The sequence below is a fragment of the Campylobacter sp. MG1 genome (assembly GCF_026616895.1).
GTDB lineage: Bacteria > Campylobacterota > Campylobacteria > Campylobacterales > Campylobacteraceae > Campylobacter_E.
This window is the reverse complement of record NZ_JANYME010000009.1, coordinates 40,623-60,675: the sequence shown is the minus strand read 5'-3', so window position 1 is coordinate 60,675 and position 20,053 is coordinate 40,623. Positions and strand designations below refer to the sequence as shown.

The window sequence follows — 20,053 nt, the reverse complement described above, 5'->3', positions numbered from 1 at the left end:
TTTTAAACTTTAAGTAATTGTGTTTCTTTTTCTTTAACTAATTCATCAGTCTTAGCTATTGCAGCATCTGTTAATTTTTGAACTTCATCGTAAGCTTTTTTAGCTTCATCTTCGCTTACTGCTTTATCTTTTTCTAATTTTTTTACAGCGTCATTAGCGTCTTTTCTGATATTTCTAATAGCTACTTTGCATTTTTCTCCCATTGCTTTTGCAGCTTTAGCATTTTCTTCTCTTTGTTCTTTAGTCATTGGTGGGAAAAATAATTTAACTCCATCAGCATCAGCATTAGGATTTACACCGATATTTGCTGCTTTTATAGCAGTATCTATAGCCTTAATCATAGATTTTTCCCAAGGACTAATAGTAATTGTCGTTGCATCAGTTGCCAACACGGTTGCAACTTGATTTAATGGAGTTGGAGTTCCATAATAATCTACAAAAACATTATCTAATATAGAAATATTTACTTTACCTGTTCTTAAAGTCATAAAATCTTTTTTTAAAGAATTATGAGCTTTTTCGTTTTGTTCTTTTTGTTTTGAATAAATATCATTTAACATTAGTATTCCTTTTATTTTACTGAACTTGGTAATTCATTAGTAGAATTAGATTTATTATCAATAGTTTGGCTAACTGCCTTCACCCTATCTACTACTGAAACATCTTTTTTTGTATTGTATGTATATCCTAAAAATATGGTATTAGCAACCAACAATATACCAACAATAAAAGTAAATTTAGCTAAAAATCCAGCTGGACCTTTTGCACCGAATAAGCTTTCATTAGAACCACTATAAGCACCTAAACCTATACTTGAGCTTTTTTGCATAAGAACGCAAGCACAAATAATAACAACTAAAACAAATTGAATTGCGATAAAAATTGTATTCATGTTACTTCTTTCATTAAAAATCAATTTTGCATTATATAAGATAAAATTTAAAATAAGTTAAAGCCTTCAAAATTGAAGGCTTAAAAATTACTCTCTGATACTTCTTAAGATATTTAATAAAGATATAAATAAATTAATAAAGTCAAGGTATAAAGCGATTGCACCTTGAATCGGTGTTTGATAAGCTCCACGAATTATCATTTGAGTATCATAAATGATAAAGAAACTAAATAATATTGCAGCAACACTAGAAATCATTAAGCTTAAAGCCGAACTTTGAAAAAATAAATTTAATAAAGATGCACCGAATATAACTAATAAAACTATAAAAGCAACTTTAAAATAAACACTAAAATCTCTTTTAGTTGTAAATGCAAAAACGCTAAGTCCAGCAAAAGCTAAAGTAGTTAAAAATAAAGCTTGAGCAATAATTGTTGCACCAGCTGGATGTTGTAATGTCATAAATATTATGCTAGTTAAACTAAGACCACTAATAAAAGCAAATGTAAATAACATAACAATAGCACCATTTGTAACTTCGCTTTTTCTATTTAATATAACAATAAAGGCTATCTCTACTATTAAAATACCAATACTCGCCCAAATATTACCAACTAAAAAACTAGCTAAATAAGTAGCACCTAAATAAGCACCTAAAGTAGCAGCTATTAAAGAAAGAGAAAAATACATATAAGTATCTCTTACAAACAAAGCGGCATTAGAACGAATCCCCGCACCTTCTCTAGTTCTCTCATATAAACCCATAATGTCTCCTTGTTTAAATATGCTTTATTATTTAAAGCTAAAATATTATAGCAAAATTTGTTAATATTTTACACCAAAAAAGGGACATTTATGGACAAGATAGTTAAAGGTGCTTTACAATTTATGCAAGAAGGATTTAATGAGCATAAAAATTTATTTCAAAATTTAAAAGAAGAACAAAATCCACACACAATGTTCATAGGCTGTGCCGATTCTAGAGTAATACCAAATTTAATCACTTCTACCCTACCTGGTGAATTATTTGTAATAAGAAACATTGCAAATATAGTTCCACCATATCGTATAAAAGATGAATACTTGGCTAGTACCGCTGGAATTGAATATGCTTTATATTCTTTAAATGTTGAAAATATAATTATTTGTGGTCATAGTAATTGTGGTGGATGTAAAGATTTAACACAGGAACAAGAAATAATGCTTCCAAATGTTAAAAAATGGTTATCACTTTTAGATAATATAAAAAAGCATGTTGATCTGCAATTATCAATTAATAATCTACAAGAACAAAAAAATTTAAGAGCTTGGATGATAGAAAAAGCAAATATTGTAAATAGTTACAACAATTTATTAGGTTACCCAGAGGTTCAAAATAGAATTTTGCAAAATAAATTAAAAGTAAAAGCCTGGTATTTTTTAATAGAAACAGGAGAAATTTATGAATATTGTCCTATTGATGGACATTTTAAAATTATCAAGGAGCAAGAATGAGATTAATAATAATACTATTTTTTAGCATTATTATGTATGCAAACGAATTAGTTGATTCGGTAAAAAATTTTAGTGAACAAAATATTAAAATTAACGAATTAAATATATTATTAGGTGAAGAAAAAGAAGAAAAAACACAAAATACAATCAAATTTAATTCTGAAATTAATGAATTAAAAAACAAAAAAATACAAATACTTAGCATATTCCCTACATTAATAAGTAATGAAAATATTAATGCAAATGTAATTAAAGGTATTAAAGAAGAAAAAATTGATGTAAATTTAAAAAAAGCAAAAGAAAATTTTTATTCTTGTTTATCAGAAATAGAAAAAAGTTTTAGCACAAATAATGAAGTTGATAATCTAAAAAATATCATAGATAATTATCTAATAAAAATAACAAATGTAAAATCTGATATTAAAGAAACACAAATTATCATAGAATCATATGCTGAAATTTTAACATACTTAAGACATAACACTAATGTATTTGCAAGTAATTATATTTTTAAACAAATTGATACAAATAAATTTTTAAGTAAAGTAAATTCAATATTTCCTAAAGAAATAAATACTTATGTAAATCCTGGAAAAATCATTATTTGTACATTAATTTTATTATTTGTATTTATTTTTAAAAATTTATTAATAAAATTATTTTTTGCAATAATATTAAAAATATTTAAAAAAGAAAATAATGAACATAATTTACACCTGTTAGCAAACCTTACTAAACCAATAGGAATATTTATATATGTACATGGAATTTGGCTATGTTGTCTAATTGGATTTTATCCTGCACCTGTAATGCCATTAATACTAAGAATAGTTAGTATAATTAATATTATAATTTTTACTTGGCTAATTATAACAATTTTAAACGGATATGGAATTTTACTAGTATCAAAAATAGCTAGAAAAAGTGGAAAAAAAGAAGTAATAAATTTAATGTTAAAAATAGCCTATTTTATAATAGTTATAATAGCTGTACTAGTAATTTTAAGCAAATTAGGATTTGATATTTCAACAATAATAGCATCATTAGGTATAGGTGGTTTAGCTGTAGCATTAGCAACTAAAGATATCATTGCTAATTTTTTTGCTTCTGTTTTATTACTATTTGATAATTCATTTTCTCAAGGTGATTGGGTAATAGTTGATGGTGTAGAAGGAACAATAGTTGAAACAGGTCTTAGAAAAACAACCATAAGAACATTTGATAATTGTTTAGTATTTATACCGAATTCAAAAATAATGGCAGAAAATATTAAAAACTGGAATAGAAGAAAACTAGGTCGTATAATTAAATTTACTTTTGGAATCGAATATGGAAGCACTAAAGAACAAATACAAAATATAATAAAAGACGTAAAAGAAATGTTACAAAATCATGATGGCATAGCTCAACCTTCAATTGACAATTCACTTAACACAAAAGACTTTAAAGCAAAATATAAACAAAGCATGGTTAGTGTAGATGACTTAGATGGATATAAAAATACTTTATTGGTGTATCTTGATGAATTTGCTGATTCATCTATAAATATAACTATATATTGCTTTGCAAAAACCATTGTTGGATCTGAATTTTTACAAGTAAAAGAAGATGTTATGCTAAAAGTAATGGACATAGTAGATAAAAATAAAGCATCATTTGCTTTCCCATCAACTAGTCTTTATATTGAAAAAATAGCTGAAAAAAATTAATTTTTTTAATCACTCAATTTTTTGGGTGATTAAAAAATAAAAACTATTCAATAAACTTACTTATTTTTAAGTTTCTAATTCTATAATTTTAAATTATTTTTTAAAAAGGAGATTTTTTGGACCCCAGTTATACGACACTAATGCTATTTTTAGCGTTATTTTGTGTATTTTTAAATGGTTTTTTCGTACTCTCTGAGTTTAGTATTGTTAAAATTAGAAAAAGTAAATTAGAAGAATTTGTAAGTCAAAATAAAACGAACGCAAAATTAGCACTTCATATGTATAATAATTTAGATACTTATCTATCAGCTACTCAGTTAGGAATTACATTAAGTTCTTTAGCGCTTGGATGGTTAGGTGAGAGTTCTGTAGCTGTATTGCTTGATAAATTATTAATAAATTTTAATTTAAATCAGGTAGCAATTCATAGCATGTCAGTTGTTATATCTTTTATTTTTATTACACTTTTACATGTAGTTTTAGGTGAAATTGTTCCAAAAAGTATAGCTATAGCAAAAACTGAAAGCGTTGTATTATGGATAGCTAAACCTCTATATTTATTTAGAATAATTTTCGCACCTTTTATTTTAACATTTGATTTTTTATCACTTTCAATTTTAAAGCTTATAAAAATAAAGACTAACGAAAATTTAGCACATTCAGAAGAAGAAATAAAATTTATAGCTAGTGAAAGTCAAAAAAGTGGTGTATTAGATGAATTTGAAACTGAAATTATACAAAATGCTGTAGATTTTAGTGATATAGTTGCAAAAGAAATAATGACGCCTAGAAAAGATATGATTTGTCTTAATAAAGGCTTGACATATGAGGATAATTTAAAAATAGTTCATGAATTTAAACATACTAGATTTCCTTTTATAGATTCTAGTAAAGATAATATATTAGGAATGATACATATCCGTGATTTATTAGATGATGATGGAAGAAATTTAAATAATTGTGTTAGAAAAGTATTATTTGTACCTGAGAATATAAGCATATCTAAAGTTTTATTACAAATGAATAAAGAACAAATTCATACAGCAATAGTTATAGATGAATACGGTGGAACTGCTGGTTTATTGACAATGGAAGACATTATAGAAGAGCTTGTTGGAGAAATTAATGACGAACACGACAAAAAAGAACTAGAAGTAAAACAAATCAACGACAACGTATTCATAGTAAATGGTAGATTAGACATTGAAAGTGTTGAGGATTTACTCGGTATAAAATATGATGATGAATTAGAAGAACTTACAATAGGTGGATATGTTTTTAATAGATTAGGACATGTTCCTAGTGAAAAAGAACGTTGCGAAGATGAATTTTGTTTTTATGAAGTAAAACAAATGCAATCTAATAGCATAAAATCATTAAAAATTATCAAAAAGAAATAAGTTTTAATTATTTGCAAATAATACAATTTGCAAATAATTATTTAATGCAAAATAAAAATAAAGTTTAATTTATATTTTTTTGTTACAATAAGCAATTTTTTATAAGGAGAAAAAATGGCAGATTTAGACAAGGAATTAACCGTACTATTTAAAGATAATCAAGATGATTATCTAACTTATGAAATGATAGTAAAACTATTTACAAAAGCTCCAACAATATCAAATGTTAAGACTATTAAAAATTTAGTAAAAGAATATAATGTAAATTTATTAAGCTCGGCAGAAATTGCTAAAATGAGAAACCTTAAAGAAGCAAAAGAAAGAGCTAAGCAAAGAGAAATTTTAAGAGAAAATGAACTTGACGGAGATTTAAGTAAAGACTACGATTTAAATGAAATTAGTAGAAGCGAAAGCCCTGTTAGAATGTATTTAAGAGAGATGGGGCAGATTGATTTGCTTAGCAAAGAAGAAGAAGTTGAAATAAGCAAAAGAATTGAACTTGGCGAAGATATTATAATTGACGCTTTTTGTAGTGTTCCTTATTTAATAGATTTTATACTAGATTATAAAGATGCATTAATTAATCGTGAACGTAGAGTAAAAGAACTATTTAAAAACTTTGATAATGAAGAAGATGAAGAAGATGATTTAGATAGTGATGATTTAGATAACGAAGATTTAGATAATGAAGATGATGAAGAAAATAATGATAAAAAACAAGCTAAATCTATAAAAGAAGATAAAAGAGCTATAAAAGTTATAGAAAGCTTTAAAGCGCTAGAAAAAGCAAAAAAAGAATGGGTAAAAAGTTCTCATAAAGAACAATTAGGTAAAGATGAATTGCAAAATAATATAAATATTGCTTTTAAAAAAAATATTTTAAAAGAAAAATTATTAGCTTTAGGACCAACTTCTAAATTAATTAATGAAATTGTAAAATCTATGGAAGCTGTATTAAAAAGTGATGTAGATTTTGATAGAGAATTAAAAAGATTAGAATATAGATTACCTATGTTTAGTGATGAATTAAAAGAAAGACATAAAAAAATTTTAGATAATATTACTAATTTAAGTAAAGAAGAAATCACGGAATTAGCTTTAGAAAATACTATGGTTAGCACATATATGGAGATTAAAAAGCTATTCCAAACAAAAGAAGCTAGTGAAAATTCTTTTGATATGGACAAGGAAAAATTAAAAGAAATTTTAGAACAAATCAAGCGTGGTAAAAATATTAGTGATACTGCAAAAGGTAAAATGGCTAGATCAAATTTAAGATTAGTTGTAAGTATTGCTAAACGCTATACTAATCGTGGTTTAGCATTTCTTGACCTTATTCAAGAAGGGAATATCGGGCTTATGAAAGCAGTTGATAAATTTGAATATAAAAGAGGATTTAAATTTTCAACTTATGCAACTTGGTGGATTAGACAAGCAATTAGTCGTGCAGTAGCTGATCAGGCTAGAACTATTAGAATTCCAATCCATATGATTGATACAATTAATAAGATTAACAAATTTAGCAAAAAGCGTGTTCAAGAATGTGGTAAAGAACCTACAATAGAAGAAATTGCTAAAGAAATCGGAATGAGTGAAGATAAGGTTAAACAAGTTATGAAAATAGCAAAAGAGCCTGTAAGTCTTGATGCACCTGTTGGTAGTGATGATGATGGAAGATTTGGTGATAGTGTTGAAGATAGAAGCAATATAAGCCCATTAGAACATATTTTAAAAGAAGATTTAAAAGAACAAATTAACGGAGTTTTAGAACAACTAAATGAACGTGAAAAGACTGTTATAAAATATCGTTTCGGATTAACAGATGATGAAAGTGATAGAACGCTTGAAGAAATAGGCTCTCAACTAAATATAACTAGAGAAAGAGTAAGACAAATTGAAAGTACAGCCATTAAGAAACTTAAATTTCCAAAATATGGAAAGCAATTAAAAGGTGCTAGTTCGTAAATTATGGAGTAATTATGTATAAATTTGAAATTTTTAATGTAAATTGCAATCATTGCGTATCAAAAATCAAAAATGCCTTAAATGGCATTTGCGATTTTAACATAAGTGATGATTATAAATATATAAGTCTTAGTGAATATGATGAAAATATTAAAGATGATTTAGAAAATTTAGGATTTAAACTAGGTAAAAAAATACAATAACCCAAATAAGGTTATTGTTCCTTATAATTAATTCCATCAAAATAAGCTAAAGCACTACCCCAAGTAAATCCACCGCCAAATGCGTCTAAAAGCATTAATTTGCCATTTGTTAAACGACCTTGTTCGTAAGCTTCATTGATAGCTATTGGAATTGACGCAGCTGAAGTATTACCAAATTTATCAACACATACAACACATTGCTCATCACTTAAGCCAAGTTTTTCTTGAACATAAGAGATAATTCTAAGATTTGCTTGATGCGGTATAAATAAATCTATATCACTTGTTTTAAGTTTGTTTTTATCTAATAAATACGACACATCATCTGATAATGTTTTAACAGCTACCTTAAATACTTCATTGCCTTTCATTTCAAGTTTAATAGGCTCTAATTGTTTTGTTTGATTTGAACGCTTAGTGCATAATAAATCTTTAAATTCTCCATCGCTTCCTGTATGAATATCTATAATTCCTTTACCTTCACTTGCACTTACAACGCAAGCTCCAGCACCATCTCCAAATAAAACACAAGTAGTTCTATCTGTATAATCAAGAATTGAAGATATTTTTTCAGCTCCTATTATTAATACATTTTTTTTAGCACCACTTTCAACCATAGAACGAGCAAGCTCAAGCATATAAATAAATCCAGAACAAGCAGCACTTATATCAAATGCACTTACACCTTTTAATCCAAGTTTATTTGCTACAACTACCGCAGTTGATGGCATAGTAAAATAATCAGGACTTAATGTAGCTACTATTATTAAATCTATATCATTAGTTTGAATTTTAGCTCTTTGTATAGCTTTTATAGCTGCTTTATATGCTAAATCGCTAGTGTTTTCAGTTTCACTAGCAATATATCTTTGCTTAATTCCTGTTCTTTTTAATATCCATTCATCACTTGTATCTAAAAAACTTTCAAAATCTTTATTTGTTAGTGTTTTTTCTGGTAAATACGAAGCAATACTTTTAATGCAAGCTTTTAATTTCATCTTCAATCACTTTATTTACATTTGAATTAGCAAATTTTAAAGCTTGAAAAATTGCATTTTTAATAGCCTCAGCATTACTTTTCCCATGACTTATTATAGTACAAGCATTAACCCCAAGTAAAGGTGCTCCTCCATATTGGTCATAATCCAAATGTTCTTTAAGAGCATTGAATGCACCTTTGCTAAGCACATAACCAAATTTTGCTACATTTCTCTTTTTTATTTCATCTTTTAATAGCTTAGCAAAAATGCTAACAGCACCTTCTGCAGTTTTTAATAATATATTTCCAGTAAATCCATCGCAAACTACTACATCACACTCTCCAGCAAATATATGTCCGCCTTCAACATTGCCTATAAAATTGCTTAAATGTTCTCTTAATAATTTATGTGTGTCTTTTGTAAGTTTGTTTCCTTTGCAATCTTCTTCTCCATTTGAAAGCAGTGCAATTTTAGGATTTTTTATATTCATTACTTCTTTTGCATAAGCTTCGCCCATTATTGCAAATTGTAATAAATTTTCTTCTTCGCAATCAACATTAGCACCTACATCAAGCACTAACACCCTACCATTAATAGTAGGCATAAGTGTTGCTATAGCTGGTCTTAAAACACCTTTAACTCTACCTATTTTTAAAGTAGCTAAACTCATAGTAGCACCACTATGTCCAGCTGATACTACCGCATTAGCCTCACCGTTCTTTACTAATTCTACAGCCTTATAAATACTGCTATCTTTGCGTTTTAATACATCAGTGGAATTTTCTTTCATTTCAAACACATCTAGTGTATTAACAAATTCAACTCTATGTAATAAATCATCTGGAATAAGTTTTCTTATACAATTCTCATCGCCTACAAGAATTGCAATAAAATCACTTTTCTCTCTTAAAGCACTAATAGCTCCTTCAATTATAGGGGTATACGAAAAGTCGCCCCCCATAGCATCAATAGCAATTTTTATCATAAGTATTAATATTCGCCAGTTGTTGGATTAATTCTATGAGGTAATTTCCAACTACCATCTTTATCTTTAATTGGTCTTACTAGCTCAATTTTGTAATGAGTGCGTCTTTTTGCTGCTCTTGTTTTACTAACTCTTCTCTTTGGAACTGCCATGTTATTCTCCTTATTTACATTTTTGACAATAAAAATAATCGCTTAAATATAAAGCTAATTCGCTTTTTAATACTTCAATTAAGTCTATTTCACCATCATAAAATTCCATAGTGTCGCTTAATTCGTTTTCTTCATCTTTAAATACACCATCGCTTAAATCTAAATTAATTTTTTCGTTAATTTCAATCTCAATTTCAGCAGCACAACTATCACAATAATGAATTACATTGCCTACTAAAACTGCGTCTAGCGTAACTATTTTATTATCTTTTCTCTTTAAAAAGCCTTCTAATATTAAATTATCAAAATCTAACTTAAAAGGGTATTTTACCGAATTAATTTTACTAAAAGCAATTTTCATTTTAATTTATTTCAAGTTTATTAAAGAAAAACTCTATTTCTATTTTAGCATTTTCTAAACTATCACTACCATGAACTGCGTTTGCGTCAATACTTTCAGCAAAATCAGCTCTTATTGTTCCCTTAGCTGCTTCTTTTGGATTAGTTGCTCCCATTAATTCACGATTTTTAGCAACTGCATTTTCGCCTTCTAAAACAGATACTACAACAGGACCACTAGTCATAAATTCAACTAAATCTTTATAAAATGGTCTTTCTTTATGAACTGCGTAAAATTCTCCTGCTTGTTCTTTTGTTAAATAAAGCTTTTTAATAGCTGCAATTCTTAAGCCATTTGCTTCAAAACGACTTAAAATTTGACCTATAACACCTTTCTTAACAGCGTCAGGCTTAATGATAGATAAAGTTCTTTGCATTAAATCTCCTTAAAATAAAAACCGATATTATACAAAAATAAATTAATTATAGTTTAAATTTCTAATTCTTTTAATAAAGTTTTTGCATCAACCAATCCAATTATTTGTTTTAATACAACTCCATCTTTATTAACTATAGTTATAACTGGAGGTCCAAAAATATTATATTTTTTAGAAATTTTATCTTCAAAATCATTTGGGTTTGTCAAATCAATTTTTATTAACTTAAATTTTTTAAAAGAGTTAACTATATTTGAATCTTTAAATGTAGTTTTAGCCATTATTTTACAATTATCACACCAATCAGCCGTAAAATAAATAATATTTTTATCCTCTAATATCAATTCTTCGCTAGACTTTACTATCTCAAAATTTAAATTCTCTTGTACCGAAATTTCTTGTTTATTAAAAGTTTTATATAATAAAATAATACAAAACGCTAAAACTGCCAATAATACTACTTTAAAACATAATCTAAATTTAGATTTAGTACTCTCAAAAAGCCTAAATGATATAACAAAAATAATTCCTAAAATAGCATATAAAACATTTATAATTTCTTCATACAAAATTCTATCTAAGAAAAAAATTGCAAGTGCTAACATAACAAAAGCGAAAAATTTATTTATTTCTTGCATCCAAGCACCAGTAATAAATTTAAACCCAAAACCAATAGCTATTAATGGAATCCCCATACCTATACTCATTACAAATAAGGTACTAGCTCCTAATAAAATATCGTTTGTCTTAGCTATATAAATAAGCAAACCTGCAAGTGGTGCAGCCACACAAGGTCCAACTATTAAAGCACTCAAAATACCCATAAAAAAAATACCTAAAATACCGCTTAATTTTGAAATTTTATTATTTAGCTTATTTGTTATAAAACTAGGAATTTTAATCTCATAAAAGCCAAACATTGAAAAAGCTAATATAATAAATATTAAAGAAAAAGATATGATAACATATTTGTTTTGAAAAAATGATTGAACGCCACTACCTATTGATGCTGCTATAATACCAATAATAGTGTAACTAATAGACATTCCTAAAACATAAACAATACTAGAAACAATAGGATTTTTTCCACTACTTTTTACTAAAATACTTGATATAATAGGCACCATAGGGAGAGTACAAGGGGTTAATGATAATAATAAACCATACACAAAAAATGTAAGCAAAGCTATAAAAAATGATGATGATAAAACATTTTCATAATCATTAAAATCATTATTTTTTCTAAGTTCTTTATTTGCATATTTTAAAACCATTACACCATCTTCATATACAAAATTAGTTACTAATGGTTGATAACATAAGCCATCTAAAGAACAAGCTTGATAATGTATTTTAATATTATCGTTATTTTTTATAGTAAATTTAGGAAAGTCAAATTTTAAATTATTAAAAAATACTTCATTATTATCTTTAAAATCAACTTGGTGAAAATTAAAAGTATTTGTAATATCATTATTATTTTTAATTATTTTTAGCTCACTTTTATATAAATATACACCTTTAGATATATTTAAATTTATATTAAATGATTGAGTATCTTCATTTACGCTAAATTTAAATGCTTCATCTGGTGTAAGTGGCGAAGAATAAGCACAAACTACAAACATTATTATACTAAATATATACTTCATTTTTTAATCCTATTTTCATACATTATTTTTAATAATATTATCAAAATTATAAAAATAAAAACACTAATAATAATTAAAATTTTAATATTTGTTTTATCATTTTTATGAAAATTATTATTATTTATAAACTCATCTAAATCAACAATGCTTCCATAATATATATTTAAATTTTTATCCTTTTTAATATAGGTAACAATATGTTTTTTAGTATTATTAAACGACATTATTACCTCATCATTATACACCCCATCATCGCCAATATTTCGCAATAAATCTTTAATATAAAATTTTCCATTAATATCTTTTTCTAAAAAAGCATTATACTTTTTATAATCTGTTAAATAATGTGCTAAATAAATTCCATAACTATTAAATGCATAAATTTTTGCATTATGTTTTTTTGCATTAATATCATTAATATACTTTTTAATATAACTTAATATCTCATTTCTACTTAAAATTAAATTATTATAAGCATTATTTGCATTATAATGTATTCTATCTACTATCTCCTTACCATCTGATATTGCAATATTTTCTATCATTTTATTGTGTTTATAATCTATAAATTTATCTAATAAATTGTAAGTTATAAAACCAGCAATAACAACACAAATAATTGATGTAAATGCAAAAATATTTATAATTTTTTTCATTAAAAACTAACCCTATTTAATATAGCACTACTTAAAGAACTAATATCTATATCAGAAATTTTAATACCATTTGGAACACCTTGTGCAATCTTGCTAACTTTAATATTTAAATTCTTATAATAATCTTCTAAATAAAAACATAATGCATCAGTACTTACACTAGGAGTATATGCTAAAATTAATTCTTTTGCATTAAATTTACATATCATCTTTTCTAATTTTTTTAAATAAAATTCATTTACCTTAGAAAATACAAAAAATCTACCATCATAAACCTTACATTCATTAATAAAAAAAACATCTTTTGGATTTTCTACTAAACAAATACTATCGCTTAAGCTATCACTAACACAAAAATCACATAATTCATTTTCACTCAAACAACCACAAACACTACATTCTTGTATGTTTTTACTAGCGTTTTCTAAAGAATGCATTAATTCTACTAATAAATTTTTATTTTCATAGCATAAATAATAAGCCATCTTTAATGAAGTTTTTTTACCTATGCCTTGTATCTTACCTATACTTTTACAAAGATTATCAAAATGTTTCAAAGTTTTACCCTAAAAATATGAAATTCACTCTCATAAGAATAATCAATAGTAAAATTATGTATATCACAAATATACTTTATTAAATATAATCCCAAACCTAAACCGGGTTTTGTGCTACTACCTCTAATAAAAGGTTTAAAATACTCTTTAATATCATATTCTAATTTATCACCACTATTTTTTATAGTAATTTCATTTTTATCAAAACTCAAATGGCATTTTCCGTCTTTAGAATATTTTAAAGCATTATCTAATAAATTTTTGAGTAATAATGTAAAAAGTTCGGCATCAACAAAAATATTTTCATCATTTAAATATTCAATATTTATAATACTTTCATCTTCTAAAAACATAATATCTTTTACTTGCTCAAACAAAATTAAAAAACTATATTCTTGTAAATTTAAAATATGATTTTTTGACAATACTTGCTCTATTTTTCCAAATTCATTAGTTAAAACACTAAGCCTTTCAAAAATCTGTTTTAATATATTATTATTTTTTTCACTATATGGTAAATCAGTGATAATCATACCCTTGCCAATAGGAGTTTTTAATTCATGCATAATAGCTCTTAAAAAAAACTGTCTTGATAAAATTAATTCATCAATTCTTTCTGATGCTCTATTAAATTCTTTAACTAATGAATTTATTTCGCTATTTGTGTTGTATTTAAAAGGAGACTTTGTTTCGCCTTTAGACCACTTAGCAATATGTTTAGATAATTTTAAAATCTGCTGCGAATCTTTACTAATCAAATAAGAATAAAAACATATAACAATAAATACTGCAATAAGTAAAAATTTCAAGATAAATGGAACTTTATCAAAATTATGATTACTTTTATATAGTTTATATGAAGATTGTTCATCGTTTTTTACAAGTATAAAAAAATTATCATCATATTCATACCCGCTCAAACAATTACATTTATCATCGTCATAAAAAGCTACGCCATTGCTTATAATATCAATATAATACTTATTATCTATTTCAATATATTCTGAATACCTTAAATATTCATCTATTTCTTTAAATAAACCATTTTCATATATCTTGTTTAATTGTTTTATAATCAAATACTGTCTATTTAATTCCTCATTTTTTAAAGCTATTTTGTTAGTACTGTAAGAAAACCAATAAAGAAATACAAAACAAGCTAAGAATATAAAAAGAAATATATTCTTAGTTTTTAAAAAAAAATTCTTAAACATTAACCAAGCAATCTATAACCTATTCCACGAACTGAAAAAATATGCTTAGGTTCTTTAGAACTATCTCCTATTTTTGCCCTTAATCTTCCAATTATTACATCTAAGCTTTTACTATCTTTTTCCCTTAAAGATTTACAATTAAGTGCTAGTTCTTCACGAGAAACTGAAAATCCATGCCTTTTTACTAAATAACTTAAAATATCATATTCAGCTGGTGTTAGACTTAATGTTTCATTATTGTAATAAATTTCATGTTTTTCATGCTCAACTTTGAATAATGTATCTATTTCTTCTTCTATAGGCAATAAACCTTTTTTATATCTTCTAACTAAAGATGCTATCCTTGCTTGCATTTCTTGTGGTTTATAAGGTTTTGATAAATAATCATCAGCACCAAGACCAAGTCCTAAAACTTTATCGCTTAAATCACTTCTAGCACTTGAAATAATAATAGGGATATCTGATTTTTTACGAATCTCTTTACAAACTTCAAGACCATCCGTACCAGGCAATGTAAGGTCCAATATCATACAATCATAATTACTAATTTCTTCTTGCAAACCTTCGGCTGGATTTGAAAAATTAGTTACATTGATATTAACCTGACTTAAAAATTCTGTAATTAACTCTGCATACTGCACATCATCTTCAATCATAATTACATTAATCATTTTTTCACCTTTATTTATTAAATTCACACTCATTCTAACATTATTTAATTTATAAACGATAAATTACAAAAGGAAAAAAATGCGTGATTTTTATAAAATTCTTGGTGTTAATAAGAACGCTAGTTATGATGAAATAAAATCAGCCTATAGAAAACTAGCACTAAAATATCACCCTGATAGAAACCAAGGAAATAAAGATGCTGAAGAAAAATTTAAAGAAATAAATGTAGCATATGAAGTTTTAAGTGATAGTGAAAAAAGAGCTAAATATGATAGATTTGGTGAAGAAGGCTTAAATGCTAATTCTGGTTTTAGCAATGGGTTTAGTGGATTTGCAAATTTTAGCGATATTTTTAATGATATTTTCGGTGGCGGATTTGGAGCTAGCGAAGATGATGAAATTGATGATGACTTATTTATAACACTAGATTTAGACTTTAAAGAAGCGATATTTGGTTGCAAAAAGCAAGTTTCATATACCTACAAATCATCTTGCGAAAAATGTGCTGGGACTGGTTCAGCTAGTAAAAAACCTGAAACATGCCCTAAATGTAAAGGTCGTGGAAAAATTGCAATTAGACAAGGATTTTTTCAAATGGTTAGCACCTGTGATTCTTGTAAAGGCAAAGGTACTATTATAAAAGATAAATGTAGTAATTGTAATGGAACAGGTTCTATAAATAAAAATGAAAAAGTAGATATAACAATACCAGAAGGAGTTGATAACGGAGTAACTCTTAGATGTAATTCAAAGGGTAATGAAAGAGATAATAAACAACGCTCCGATTTATATGTAAAACTAAGAGTTAGAAAAGATGATAAATTTATTAGAAAAGGTAATGATATTTATATAGATATTCCTATATTATTCACTCAAGCTGCATTAGGTTCAACAATAAAAGTTCCTACAATAAGGGGTTGGAAGGAGATTAAAATTCCATTAGGACTAAGCGATAAAGAATTAGTGAAAATAAAAGGAGAAGGTGTAAAAGATCCACATACAAGACAAATAGGTAATCAATATGTGCAATTAAGCATTAAATATCCTAATCATATAAATGATGAACAAATAGAATTGTTAAAAAAACTAAATGAGAGTTTTGGCATAAAAAACGATTCTAATGTAGAACAACAAGGTATATTTGATACAATTAAATCGTGGTTTAAATAATTTAAAGCCTAAAAAGGCTTTAAATTATAATTGAAGTAAATAATCTTTAATAGTAATAAAACTTAAAATAGCCATTGCTATTGTAATTACAAATCCTAATATAGCTAATATTTTAGAGTGTTTATAATCCCCAACTATATCCTTTTTATATGCCGCTATCAATATCACAAATAAAGCTATTGGTAATATTAATCCATTTAACGTTCCAACTAAAACTAAAATTTCAACAGGCTTTCCTATAGTTGCAAATACTAGGGTAGAAAAAATTATAAATATTATAATTATTAAATTTTCATTCTTCTTAATACTTGGATGAAAACTTGTAATAAAACTAACTGAAGTATAAGCACAACCAACAACAGAAGTGATTGAAGCAGCCCATATAACTAATCCAAACAATATTAAACCTAAATTTCCTAATGCATGTTCAAACGGTGTTAATGCTGGATTGCTAGGCTCTAATTTAACACCTAAACTAACAACTCCTAAAACAGCTAAGAATAAAAATATTCTAATAATATTTGCTATGATTATTCCACTTGTAGCACTTTTATTAACTTCACTTAAATTTTCCTTACCACAAATTCCAGCATCCACTAATCTATGTGCTCCTGAAAAAGTAATATATCCACCAACAGTTCCACCTACTAATGTAACTAATGTAAAAGCATCAAAATTAGATGGTGATATTAATTCCTTTGCTGCCTTACCTAATGGTGGATTAGATTCAAAAACTATGTAAAAAATCATAATAATTAAAAATCCACCTAATAATTTAGCAAATTTATCCATATATCCACCAGCATCTTTGTTTATAAAAATTGCTACAGCTATTAAAGCACTTATGCAAGCACCTAAAATAGGAGAAATTCCAAAAATAGTATTAATACCTAAACCAGCTCCTGCAACATTTCCAATATTAAATGCTAAACCACCTAAAATAATTAAAAACGACAAAAAATATCCAACGCCAAAACAAACTTTATTAGCAATATCTTGTGCTTTTAACTTACTTACAGCTATTACTCTCCAAATATTAAACTGCACAACTATATGCATAAAAATTGCAATTAATATTATAAATGCAAAACTAGCACCTAAATTCTGCGTAAAAGTAGCCGTTTGTGTCAAAAATCCAGGTCCAACAGCTGATGTAGCGGTTAAAAACGCCGCACCTAAAATAGCATTCTTTTTATTCAATTTTTTCTCCTTATTCTTGTAAATTTAAAACCAATTTAATTTTTTTAGCAAATTCTAATGCTTTTTCACCATCTCCGTGTATGCAAATACTTTCGGCTTTTATGTAAATTTTATTATTATTTTCACTGATTACATAAGAATGTTTTACCATATTAATAACCTGTAAAATAGCTTCATCTTCATCTACTATTAAAGCATTTTGCTGTGTTCTAGGAACTAACATTCCATTATCTTGATATCTTCTATCAGCAAAAACTTCGCTAATGCTTCCTAATCCATAATCATCACAAGCTTTTATTAAATTTGAATTACTAAGTCCCATTAGTAACAATGAGCTGTCAAAACTTTTAACAATTTTTACTATATTTTTTGCCAAATCATAATCAACACAAGCCATATTGTATAAGGCTCCATGCGGTTTTACATAGCTCATTTTCACGCCAACTAAATCGCATAATTGCTTAAATGCTCCTAATTGATAAAACAACAATGCCTTTAAATCATCTAAATTTAAATTTACATTAGTCCTACCAAAATTTAATCTATCATCAAAACTAGGATGAGCTCCAACTCTTACGCCGTATTTTTTCGCTAATAACAAAGCATTATAAGTATCATTAACGCTACCAGCATGCAAAGCACACGAAATATTAGCTGAACTAATAATAGGCATAATATCGTTTTCTACGCCTAAACCCTCTGCTAAATCACTATTAAAATCAATTCTCACTAGCATACTCCTTAATATTATTAATATGATTGATTCTTTCTTTTTTTGCCTGCAATGCTGTTTGTATATCTACTAATTCAAATTTAACCTTAGAATTAAATCTATATTGAGAAAACAACCCTAAATCAGCCTCTATAATAGAAGCTATTTTAGGATAACCACCAGTAGTTTGAGAATCTTGCATTAATACTATAGGCTCACCACTTGATGGTACTTGTATCACACCAGCTTTTACACCATGTGATGCTAAGCTAATTTCATTTTCTAAATTCAATTTTTTATCACAATTTAATCTATACCCCATTCTATTGCTTTTACTTGATACTATAAATTCATTATTTAATAAACTATACTTTGCCTCATCTGTAAATAAATCCCATTCACTACCTTGAATTATTCTAATTTTGTCTTGCTGTTTTATACCAGCTACTGCAATTTGAGATAAATTCATTTTTGAATTTGCTATTACCTCATCTCCAATTTTTAACGCTCTTCCACCATATCCACCAAAACCAGCTACAAAATTTGTAGAATAAGAATCTAATACAAAATCAGCTTTAAAACCACCATAACAACAAATATAAGCACACATTCCTGACATTGCACGAACAAGTCTTAACGTTTTTCCAGCTTCAATTCTTAATCTATAATTATTATGTATTGGCTTTTCGTCAATAAATGCCTCATAATTTGCACCACTAATACAAAAAGTCATAGGCTTATCACAATAAATTTCAATTCCGCCTAAAATTATCTCAATAGCAGGAGTGTTTGGCTCATTTCCTACTAAAACATTGCCTAGCATAAAACTCCATTTATCTAGTGCTCCTGATTCATTTACACCATATTGTTTATAATTTTTCCTACCTAAATCTTGAATACTTGCTATGGCAGAAATTTTATTAATTCTCATAAGCTTTCCTTTATACTATTTACCACAAATTTAAGCCTATCACCAGCTTTTAATAAACTAGGTTGCTCTTTATTTATATCAAATAATTTTACACTAGTATTACCTATAATATTCCAACCACCAGGGGCTTCTAATGGATAAATACCAGTTTGTGCACCACCTATTCCTACTGAACCAGCTGGAATTTTTGTTCTTGGAATACTAAGTCTTGGAGTATTTAAAATATTATCTAATCCACCTAAATACGCAAACCCCGGTAAAAATCCTATAAAATACACAGTATAAATTGGCTTAGTATGTATATCAACAACTTCTTTTATACTTAATTTTTTTAATTTTGCTAAATTTAATAAGTCAAAACCTAATTCCCCACCATAATCCACTGGAATTTCTATTAATTTTCCATCAAGTTCAATAGGCTTTGTTTCTTTATATAAAGAATCTAAATGCAATTTTAATTTACACAATTCTTTATAATTAACATCATTTGTATATACGCAAATAGTATTCATACCAACTACAACATTTAAAACATTATCTAAACTTTTTGCTAAACGCTCAAAAGACCAGCATATTTTTTGTTGCTCTATAGAAATTTTAGAGCTAGAATATAAAGTCAATGTAGTTTCACTAGTAATTACAAATTCATTAAACATAATAATCCTTTGTTTTGTATTATTGAATAATAAAATAAGTTTAGTATTTTTGTAACTAATTAAAAATATTTTTATAA

The 20,053-nt window shown here is 26.5% G+C and carries 23 protein-coding genes; 6 read left to right on the top strand and 17 right to left on the bottom strand.

Going from position 1 to position 20,053, the window contains the following annotated elements:
* Positions 1–2: 2 nt before the first annotated feature.
* From frr to NY022_RS07925, 3 genes are all read right to left on the bottom strand, one after another.
* A complete protein-coding gene (frr, locus tag NY022_RS07935; protein ID WP_214116854.1) occupies positions 3–560 on the bottom strand; it encodes a ribosome recycling factor in 558 nt (185 codons plus the stop codon).
* Positions 561–571: 11 nt separating this feature from the next.
* Positions 572–892 (bottom strand): preprotein translocase subunit SecG, encoded by a 321-nt coding sequence (gene secG / locus NY022_RS07930; protein ID WP_267525069.1) that lies wholly within the window; start codon positions 890–892, stop codon positions 572–574.
* A gap of 87 nt (positions 893–979) precedes the next feature.
* The gene (locus NY022_RS07925; RefSeq protein ID WP_267525067.1) at positions 980–1,657 is read right to left on the bottom strand and encodes a Bax inhibitor-1 family protein; all 678 of its coding nucleotides are present in this window, start codon (positions 1,655–1,657) and stop codon (positions 980–982) included.
* Positions 1,658–1,747: 90 nt separating this feature from the next.
* On the opposite strand from NY022_RS07925, the gene NY022_RS07920 reads away from it, so the two are divergent.
* The 5 genes from NY022_RS07920 (at position 1,748) to NY022_RS07900 (ending at position 7,663) form a co-directional block, all read left to right on the top strand.
* On the top strand, positions 1,748–2,386 hold the full coding sequence (locus tag NY022_RS07920) for a carbonic anhydrase (RefSeq protein WP_267525066.1): 639 nt from the start codon (positions 1,748–1,750) through the stop codon (positions 2,384–2,386).
* Complete coding sequence (locus NY022_RS07915) at positions 2,383–4,095, top strand: mechanosensitive ion channel family protein (RefSeq protein WP_267525064.1); 1,713 nt, start codon at positions 2,383–2,385, stop codon at positions 4,093–4,095. The genes NY022_RS07920 and NY022_RS07915 overlap by 4 nt, the downstream gene beginning before the upstream one ends.
* Positions 4,096–4,235: 140 nt before the next feature.
* A complete protein-coding gene (locus NY022_RS07910) occupies positions 4,236–5,495 on the top strand; it encodes a hemolysin family protein (protein ID WP_267525089.1) in 1,260 nt (419 codons plus the stop codon).
* Positions 5,496–5,609: 114 nt separating this feature from the next.
* Positions 5,610–7,460, top strand: coding sequence for an RNA polymerase sigma factor RpoD (rpoD, locus tag NY022_RS07905; protein WP_267525062.1), 1,851 nt, complete (start codon positions 5,610–5,612; stop codon positions 7,458–7,460).
* Between the two features lie 14 nt (positions 7,461–7,474).
* Complete coding sequence (locus NY022_RS07900; protein WP_267525060.1) at positions 7,475–7,663, top strand: hypothetical protein; 189 nt, start codon at positions 7,475–7,477, stop codon at positions 7,661–7,663.
* An 11-nt stretch (positions 7,664–7,674) separates the two neighbouring features.
* Here NY022_RS07900 and NY022_RS07895 read toward each other — a convergent pair whose 3' ends face one another.
* From NY022_RS07895 to NY022_RS07850, 10 genes are read right to left on the bottom strand one after another with little or no spacing between them, the layout of a single operon-like run.
* Positions 7,675–8,661: a beta-ketoacyl-ACP synthase III gene (locus tag NY022_RS07895; protein ID WP_267525058.1), complete on the bottom strand. Its 987-nt coding sequence runs from the start codon at positions 8,659–8,661 to the stop codon at positions 7,675–7,677.
* Positions 8,639–9,628 (bottom strand): phosphate acyltransferase PlsX, encoded by a 990-nt coding sequence (gene plsX / locus NY022_RS07890; RefSeq protein ID WP_267525055.1) that lies wholly within the window; start codon positions 9,626–9,628, stop codon positions 8,639–8,641. The genes NY022_RS07895 and plsX overlap by 23 nt, the downstream gene beginning before the upstream one ends.
* Before the next feature lie 5 nt (positions 9,629–9,633).
* Positions 9,634–9,780 carry a 50S ribosomal protein L32 gene (rpmF, locus tag NY022_RS07885; RefSeq protein WP_214116941.1) on the bottom strand — a complete coding sequence of 49 codons (147 nt, stop codon included), beginning with the start codon at positions 9,778–9,780 and terminating at the stop codon, positions 9,634–9,636.
* 10 nt (positions 9,781–9,790) lie between these two features.
* Complete coding sequence (locus tag NY022_RS07880) at positions 9,791–10,141, bottom strand: hypothetical protein (RefSeq protein ID WP_267525052.1); 351 nt, start codon at positions 10,139–10,141, stop codon at positions 9,791–9,793.
* Between the two features lies 1 nt (position 10,142).
* Positions 10,143–10,556, bottom strand: coding sequence for a nucleoside-diphosphate kinase (gene ndk / locus NY022_RS07875; protein WP_214116937.1), 414 nt, complete (start codon positions 10,554–10,556; stop codon positions 10,143–10,145).
* 53 nt (positions 10,557–10,609) lie between these two features.
* The gene (dsbD, locus tag NY022_RS07870) at positions 10,610–12,208 is read right to left on the bottom strand and encodes a protein-disulfide reductase DsbD (protein WP_267525050.1); all 1,599 of its coding nucleotides are present in this window, start codon (positions 12,206–12,208) and stop codon (positions 10,610–10,612) included.
* Positions 12,205–12,864: a hypothetical protein gene (locus NY022_RS07865; RefSeq protein WP_267525048.1), complete on the bottom strand. Its 660-nt coding sequence runs from the start codon at positions 12,862–12,864 to the stop codon at positions 12,205–12,207. The genes dsbD and NY022_RS07865 overlap by 4 nt, the downstream gene beginning before the upstream one ends.
* Positions 12,864–13,421: a recombination protein RecR gene (locus tag NY022_RS07860; protein WP_267525046.1), complete on the bottom strand. Its 558-nt coding sequence runs from the start codon at positions 13,419–13,421 to the stop codon at positions 12,864–12,866. Before NY022_RS07860 ends, NY022_RS07865 begins: the two co-directional genes overlap by 1 nt.
* Positions 13,418–14,635, bottom strand: coding sequence for an ArsS family sensor histidine kinase (locus tag NY022_RS07855; RefSeq protein WP_267525044.1), 1,218 nt, complete (start codon positions 14,633–14,635; stop codon positions 13,418–13,420). The genes NY022_RS07860 and NY022_RS07855 overlap by 4 nt, the downstream gene beginning before the upstream one ends.
* Positions 14,635–15,306: a response regulator transcription factor gene (locus NY022_RS07850; RefSeq protein WP_267525042.1), complete on the bottom strand. Its 672-nt coding sequence runs from the start codon at positions 15,304–15,306 to the stop codon at positions 14,635–14,637. Before NY022_RS07850 ends, NY022_RS07855 begins: the two co-directional genes overlap by 1 nt.
* Before the next feature lie 79 nt (positions 15,307–15,385).
* On the opposite strand from NY022_RS07850, the gene dnaJ reads away from it, so the two are divergent.
* Positions 15,386–16,477, top strand: coding sequence for a molecular chaperone DnaJ (dnaJ, locus tag NY022_RS07845; RefSeq protein WP_267525041.1), 1,092 nt, complete (start codon positions 15,386–15,388; stop codon positions 16,475–16,477).
* Between the two features lie 24 nt (positions 16,478–16,501).
* Here dnaJ and NY022_RS07840 read toward each other — a convergent pair whose 3' ends face one another.
* Genes NY022_RS07840 through pxpB form a run of 4 tightly spaced genes read right to left on the bottom strand, consistent with a single transcriptional unit; the run spans position 16,502 to position 19,976 of the window.
* Positions 16,502–17,677 (bottom strand): NRAMP family divalent metal transporter, encoded by a 1,176-nt coding sequence (locus NY022_RS07840; RefSeq protein WP_267525039.1) that lies wholly within the window; start codon positions 17,675–17,677, stop codon positions 16,502–16,504.
* A gap of 10 nt (positions 17,678–17,687) precedes the next feature.
* The gene (locus NY022_RS07835; RefSeq protein ID WP_267525037.1) at positions 17,688–18,407 is read right to left on the bottom strand and encodes a 5-oxoprolinase subunit PxpA; all 720 of its coding nucleotides are present in this window, start codon (positions 18,405–18,407) and stop codon (positions 17,688–17,690) included.
* Positions 18,397–19,320: a biotin-dependent carboxyltransferase family protein gene (locus NY022_RS07830; RefSeq protein WP_267525036.1), complete on the bottom strand. Its 924-nt coding sequence runs from the start codon at positions 19,318–19,320 to the stop codon at positions 18,397–18,399. The genes NY022_RS07835 and NY022_RS07830 overlap by 11 nt, the downstream gene beginning before the upstream one ends.
* A complete protein-coding gene (gene pxpB, locus NY022_RS07825) occupies positions 19,317–19,976 on the bottom strand; it encodes a 5-oxoprolinase subunit PxpB (protein ID WP_267525034.1) in 660 nt (219 codons plus the stop codon). Before pxpB ends, NY022_RS07830 begins: the two co-directional genes overlap by 4 nt.
* Positions 19,977–20,053 lie beyond the last annotated feature (77 nt).

Excerpts from the sequence above, each read along its gene's own strand:
- NY022_RS07895 (WP_267525058.1), bottom strand. The coding sequence starts at position 8,661 with ATGAAATTAAAAGCTTGCATTAAAAGTATTGCTTCGTATTTACCAGAA.
- NY022_RS07880 (WP_267525052.1), bottom strand. The coding sequence starts at position 10,141 with ATGAAAATTGCTTTTAGTAAAATTAATTCGGTAAAATACCCTTTTAAG.
- NY022_RS07865 (WP_267525048.1), bottom strand. The coding sequence starts at position 12,864 with ATGAAAAAAATTATAAATATTTTTGCATTTACATCAATTATTTGTGTT.
- NY022_RS07920 (WP_267525066.1), top strand. The coding sequence starts at position 1,748 with ATGGACAAGATAGTTAAAGGTGCTTTACAATTTATGCAAGAAGGATTT.
- rpmF (WP_214116941.1), bottom strand. The coding sequence starts at position 9,780 with ATGGCAGTTCCAAAGAGAAGAGTTAGTAAAACAAGAGCAGCAAAAAGA.
- frr (WP_214116854.1), bottom strand. The coding sequence starts at position 560 with ATGTTAAATGATATTTATTCAAAACAAAAAGAACAAAACGAAAAAGCT.
- NY022_RS07830 (WP_267525036.1), bottom strand. The coding sequence starts at position 19,320 with ATGAGAATTAATAAAATTTCTGCCATAGCAAGTATTCAAGATTTAGGT.
- plsX (WP_267525055.1), bottom strand. The coding sequence starts at position 9,628 with ATGATAAAAATTGCTATTGATGCTATGGGGGGCGACTTTTCGTATACC.
- secG (WP_267525069.1), bottom strand. The coding sequence starts at position 892 with ATGAATACAATTTTTATCGCAATTCAATTTGTTTTAGTTGTTATTATT.
- NY022_RS07915 (WP_267525064.1), top strand. The coding sequence starts at position 2,383 with ATGAGATTAATAATAATACTATTTTTTAGCATTATTATGTATGCAAAC.
- ndk (WP_214116937.1), bottom strand. The coding sequence starts at position 10,556 with ATGCAAAGAACTTTATCTATCATTAAGCCTGACGCTGTTAAGAAAGGT.
- NY022_RS07910 (WP_267525089.1), top strand. The coding sequence starts at position 4,236 with ATGCTATTTTTAGCGTTATTTTGTGTATTTTTAAATGGTTTTTTCGTA.
- dnaJ (WP_267525041.1), top strand. The coding sequence starts at position 15,386 with ATGCGTGATTTTTATAAAATTCTTGGTGTTAATAAGAACGCTAGTTAT.
- NY022_RS07855 (WP_267525044.1), bottom strand. The coding sequence starts at position 14,635 with ATGTTTAAGAATTTTTTTTTAAAAACTAAGAATATATTTCTTTTTATA.
- NY022_RS07925 (WP_267525067.1), bottom strand. The coding sequence starts at position 1,657 with ATGGGTTTATATGAGAGAACTAGAGAAGGTGCGGGGATTCGTTCTAAT.
- NY022_RS07850 (WP_267525042.1), bottom strand. The coding sequence starts at position 15,306 with ATGATTAATGTAATTATGATTGAAGATGATGTGCAGTATGCAGAGTTA.
- rpoD (WP_267525062.1), top strand. The coding sequence starts at position 5,610 with ATGGCAGATTTAGACAAGGAATTAACCGTACTATTTAAAGATAATCAA.
- dsbD (WP_267525050.1), bottom strand. The coding sequence starts at position 12,208 with ATGAAGTATATATTTAGTATAATAATGTTTGTAGTTTGTGCTTATTCT.
- pxpB (WP_267525034.1), bottom strand. The coding sequence starts at position 19,976 with ATGTTTAATGAATTTGTAATTACTAGTGAAACTACATTGACTTTATAT.
- NY022_RS07900 (WP_267525060.1), top strand. The coding sequence starts at position 7,475 with ATGTATAAATTTGAAATTTTTAATGTAAATTGCAATCATTGCGTATCA.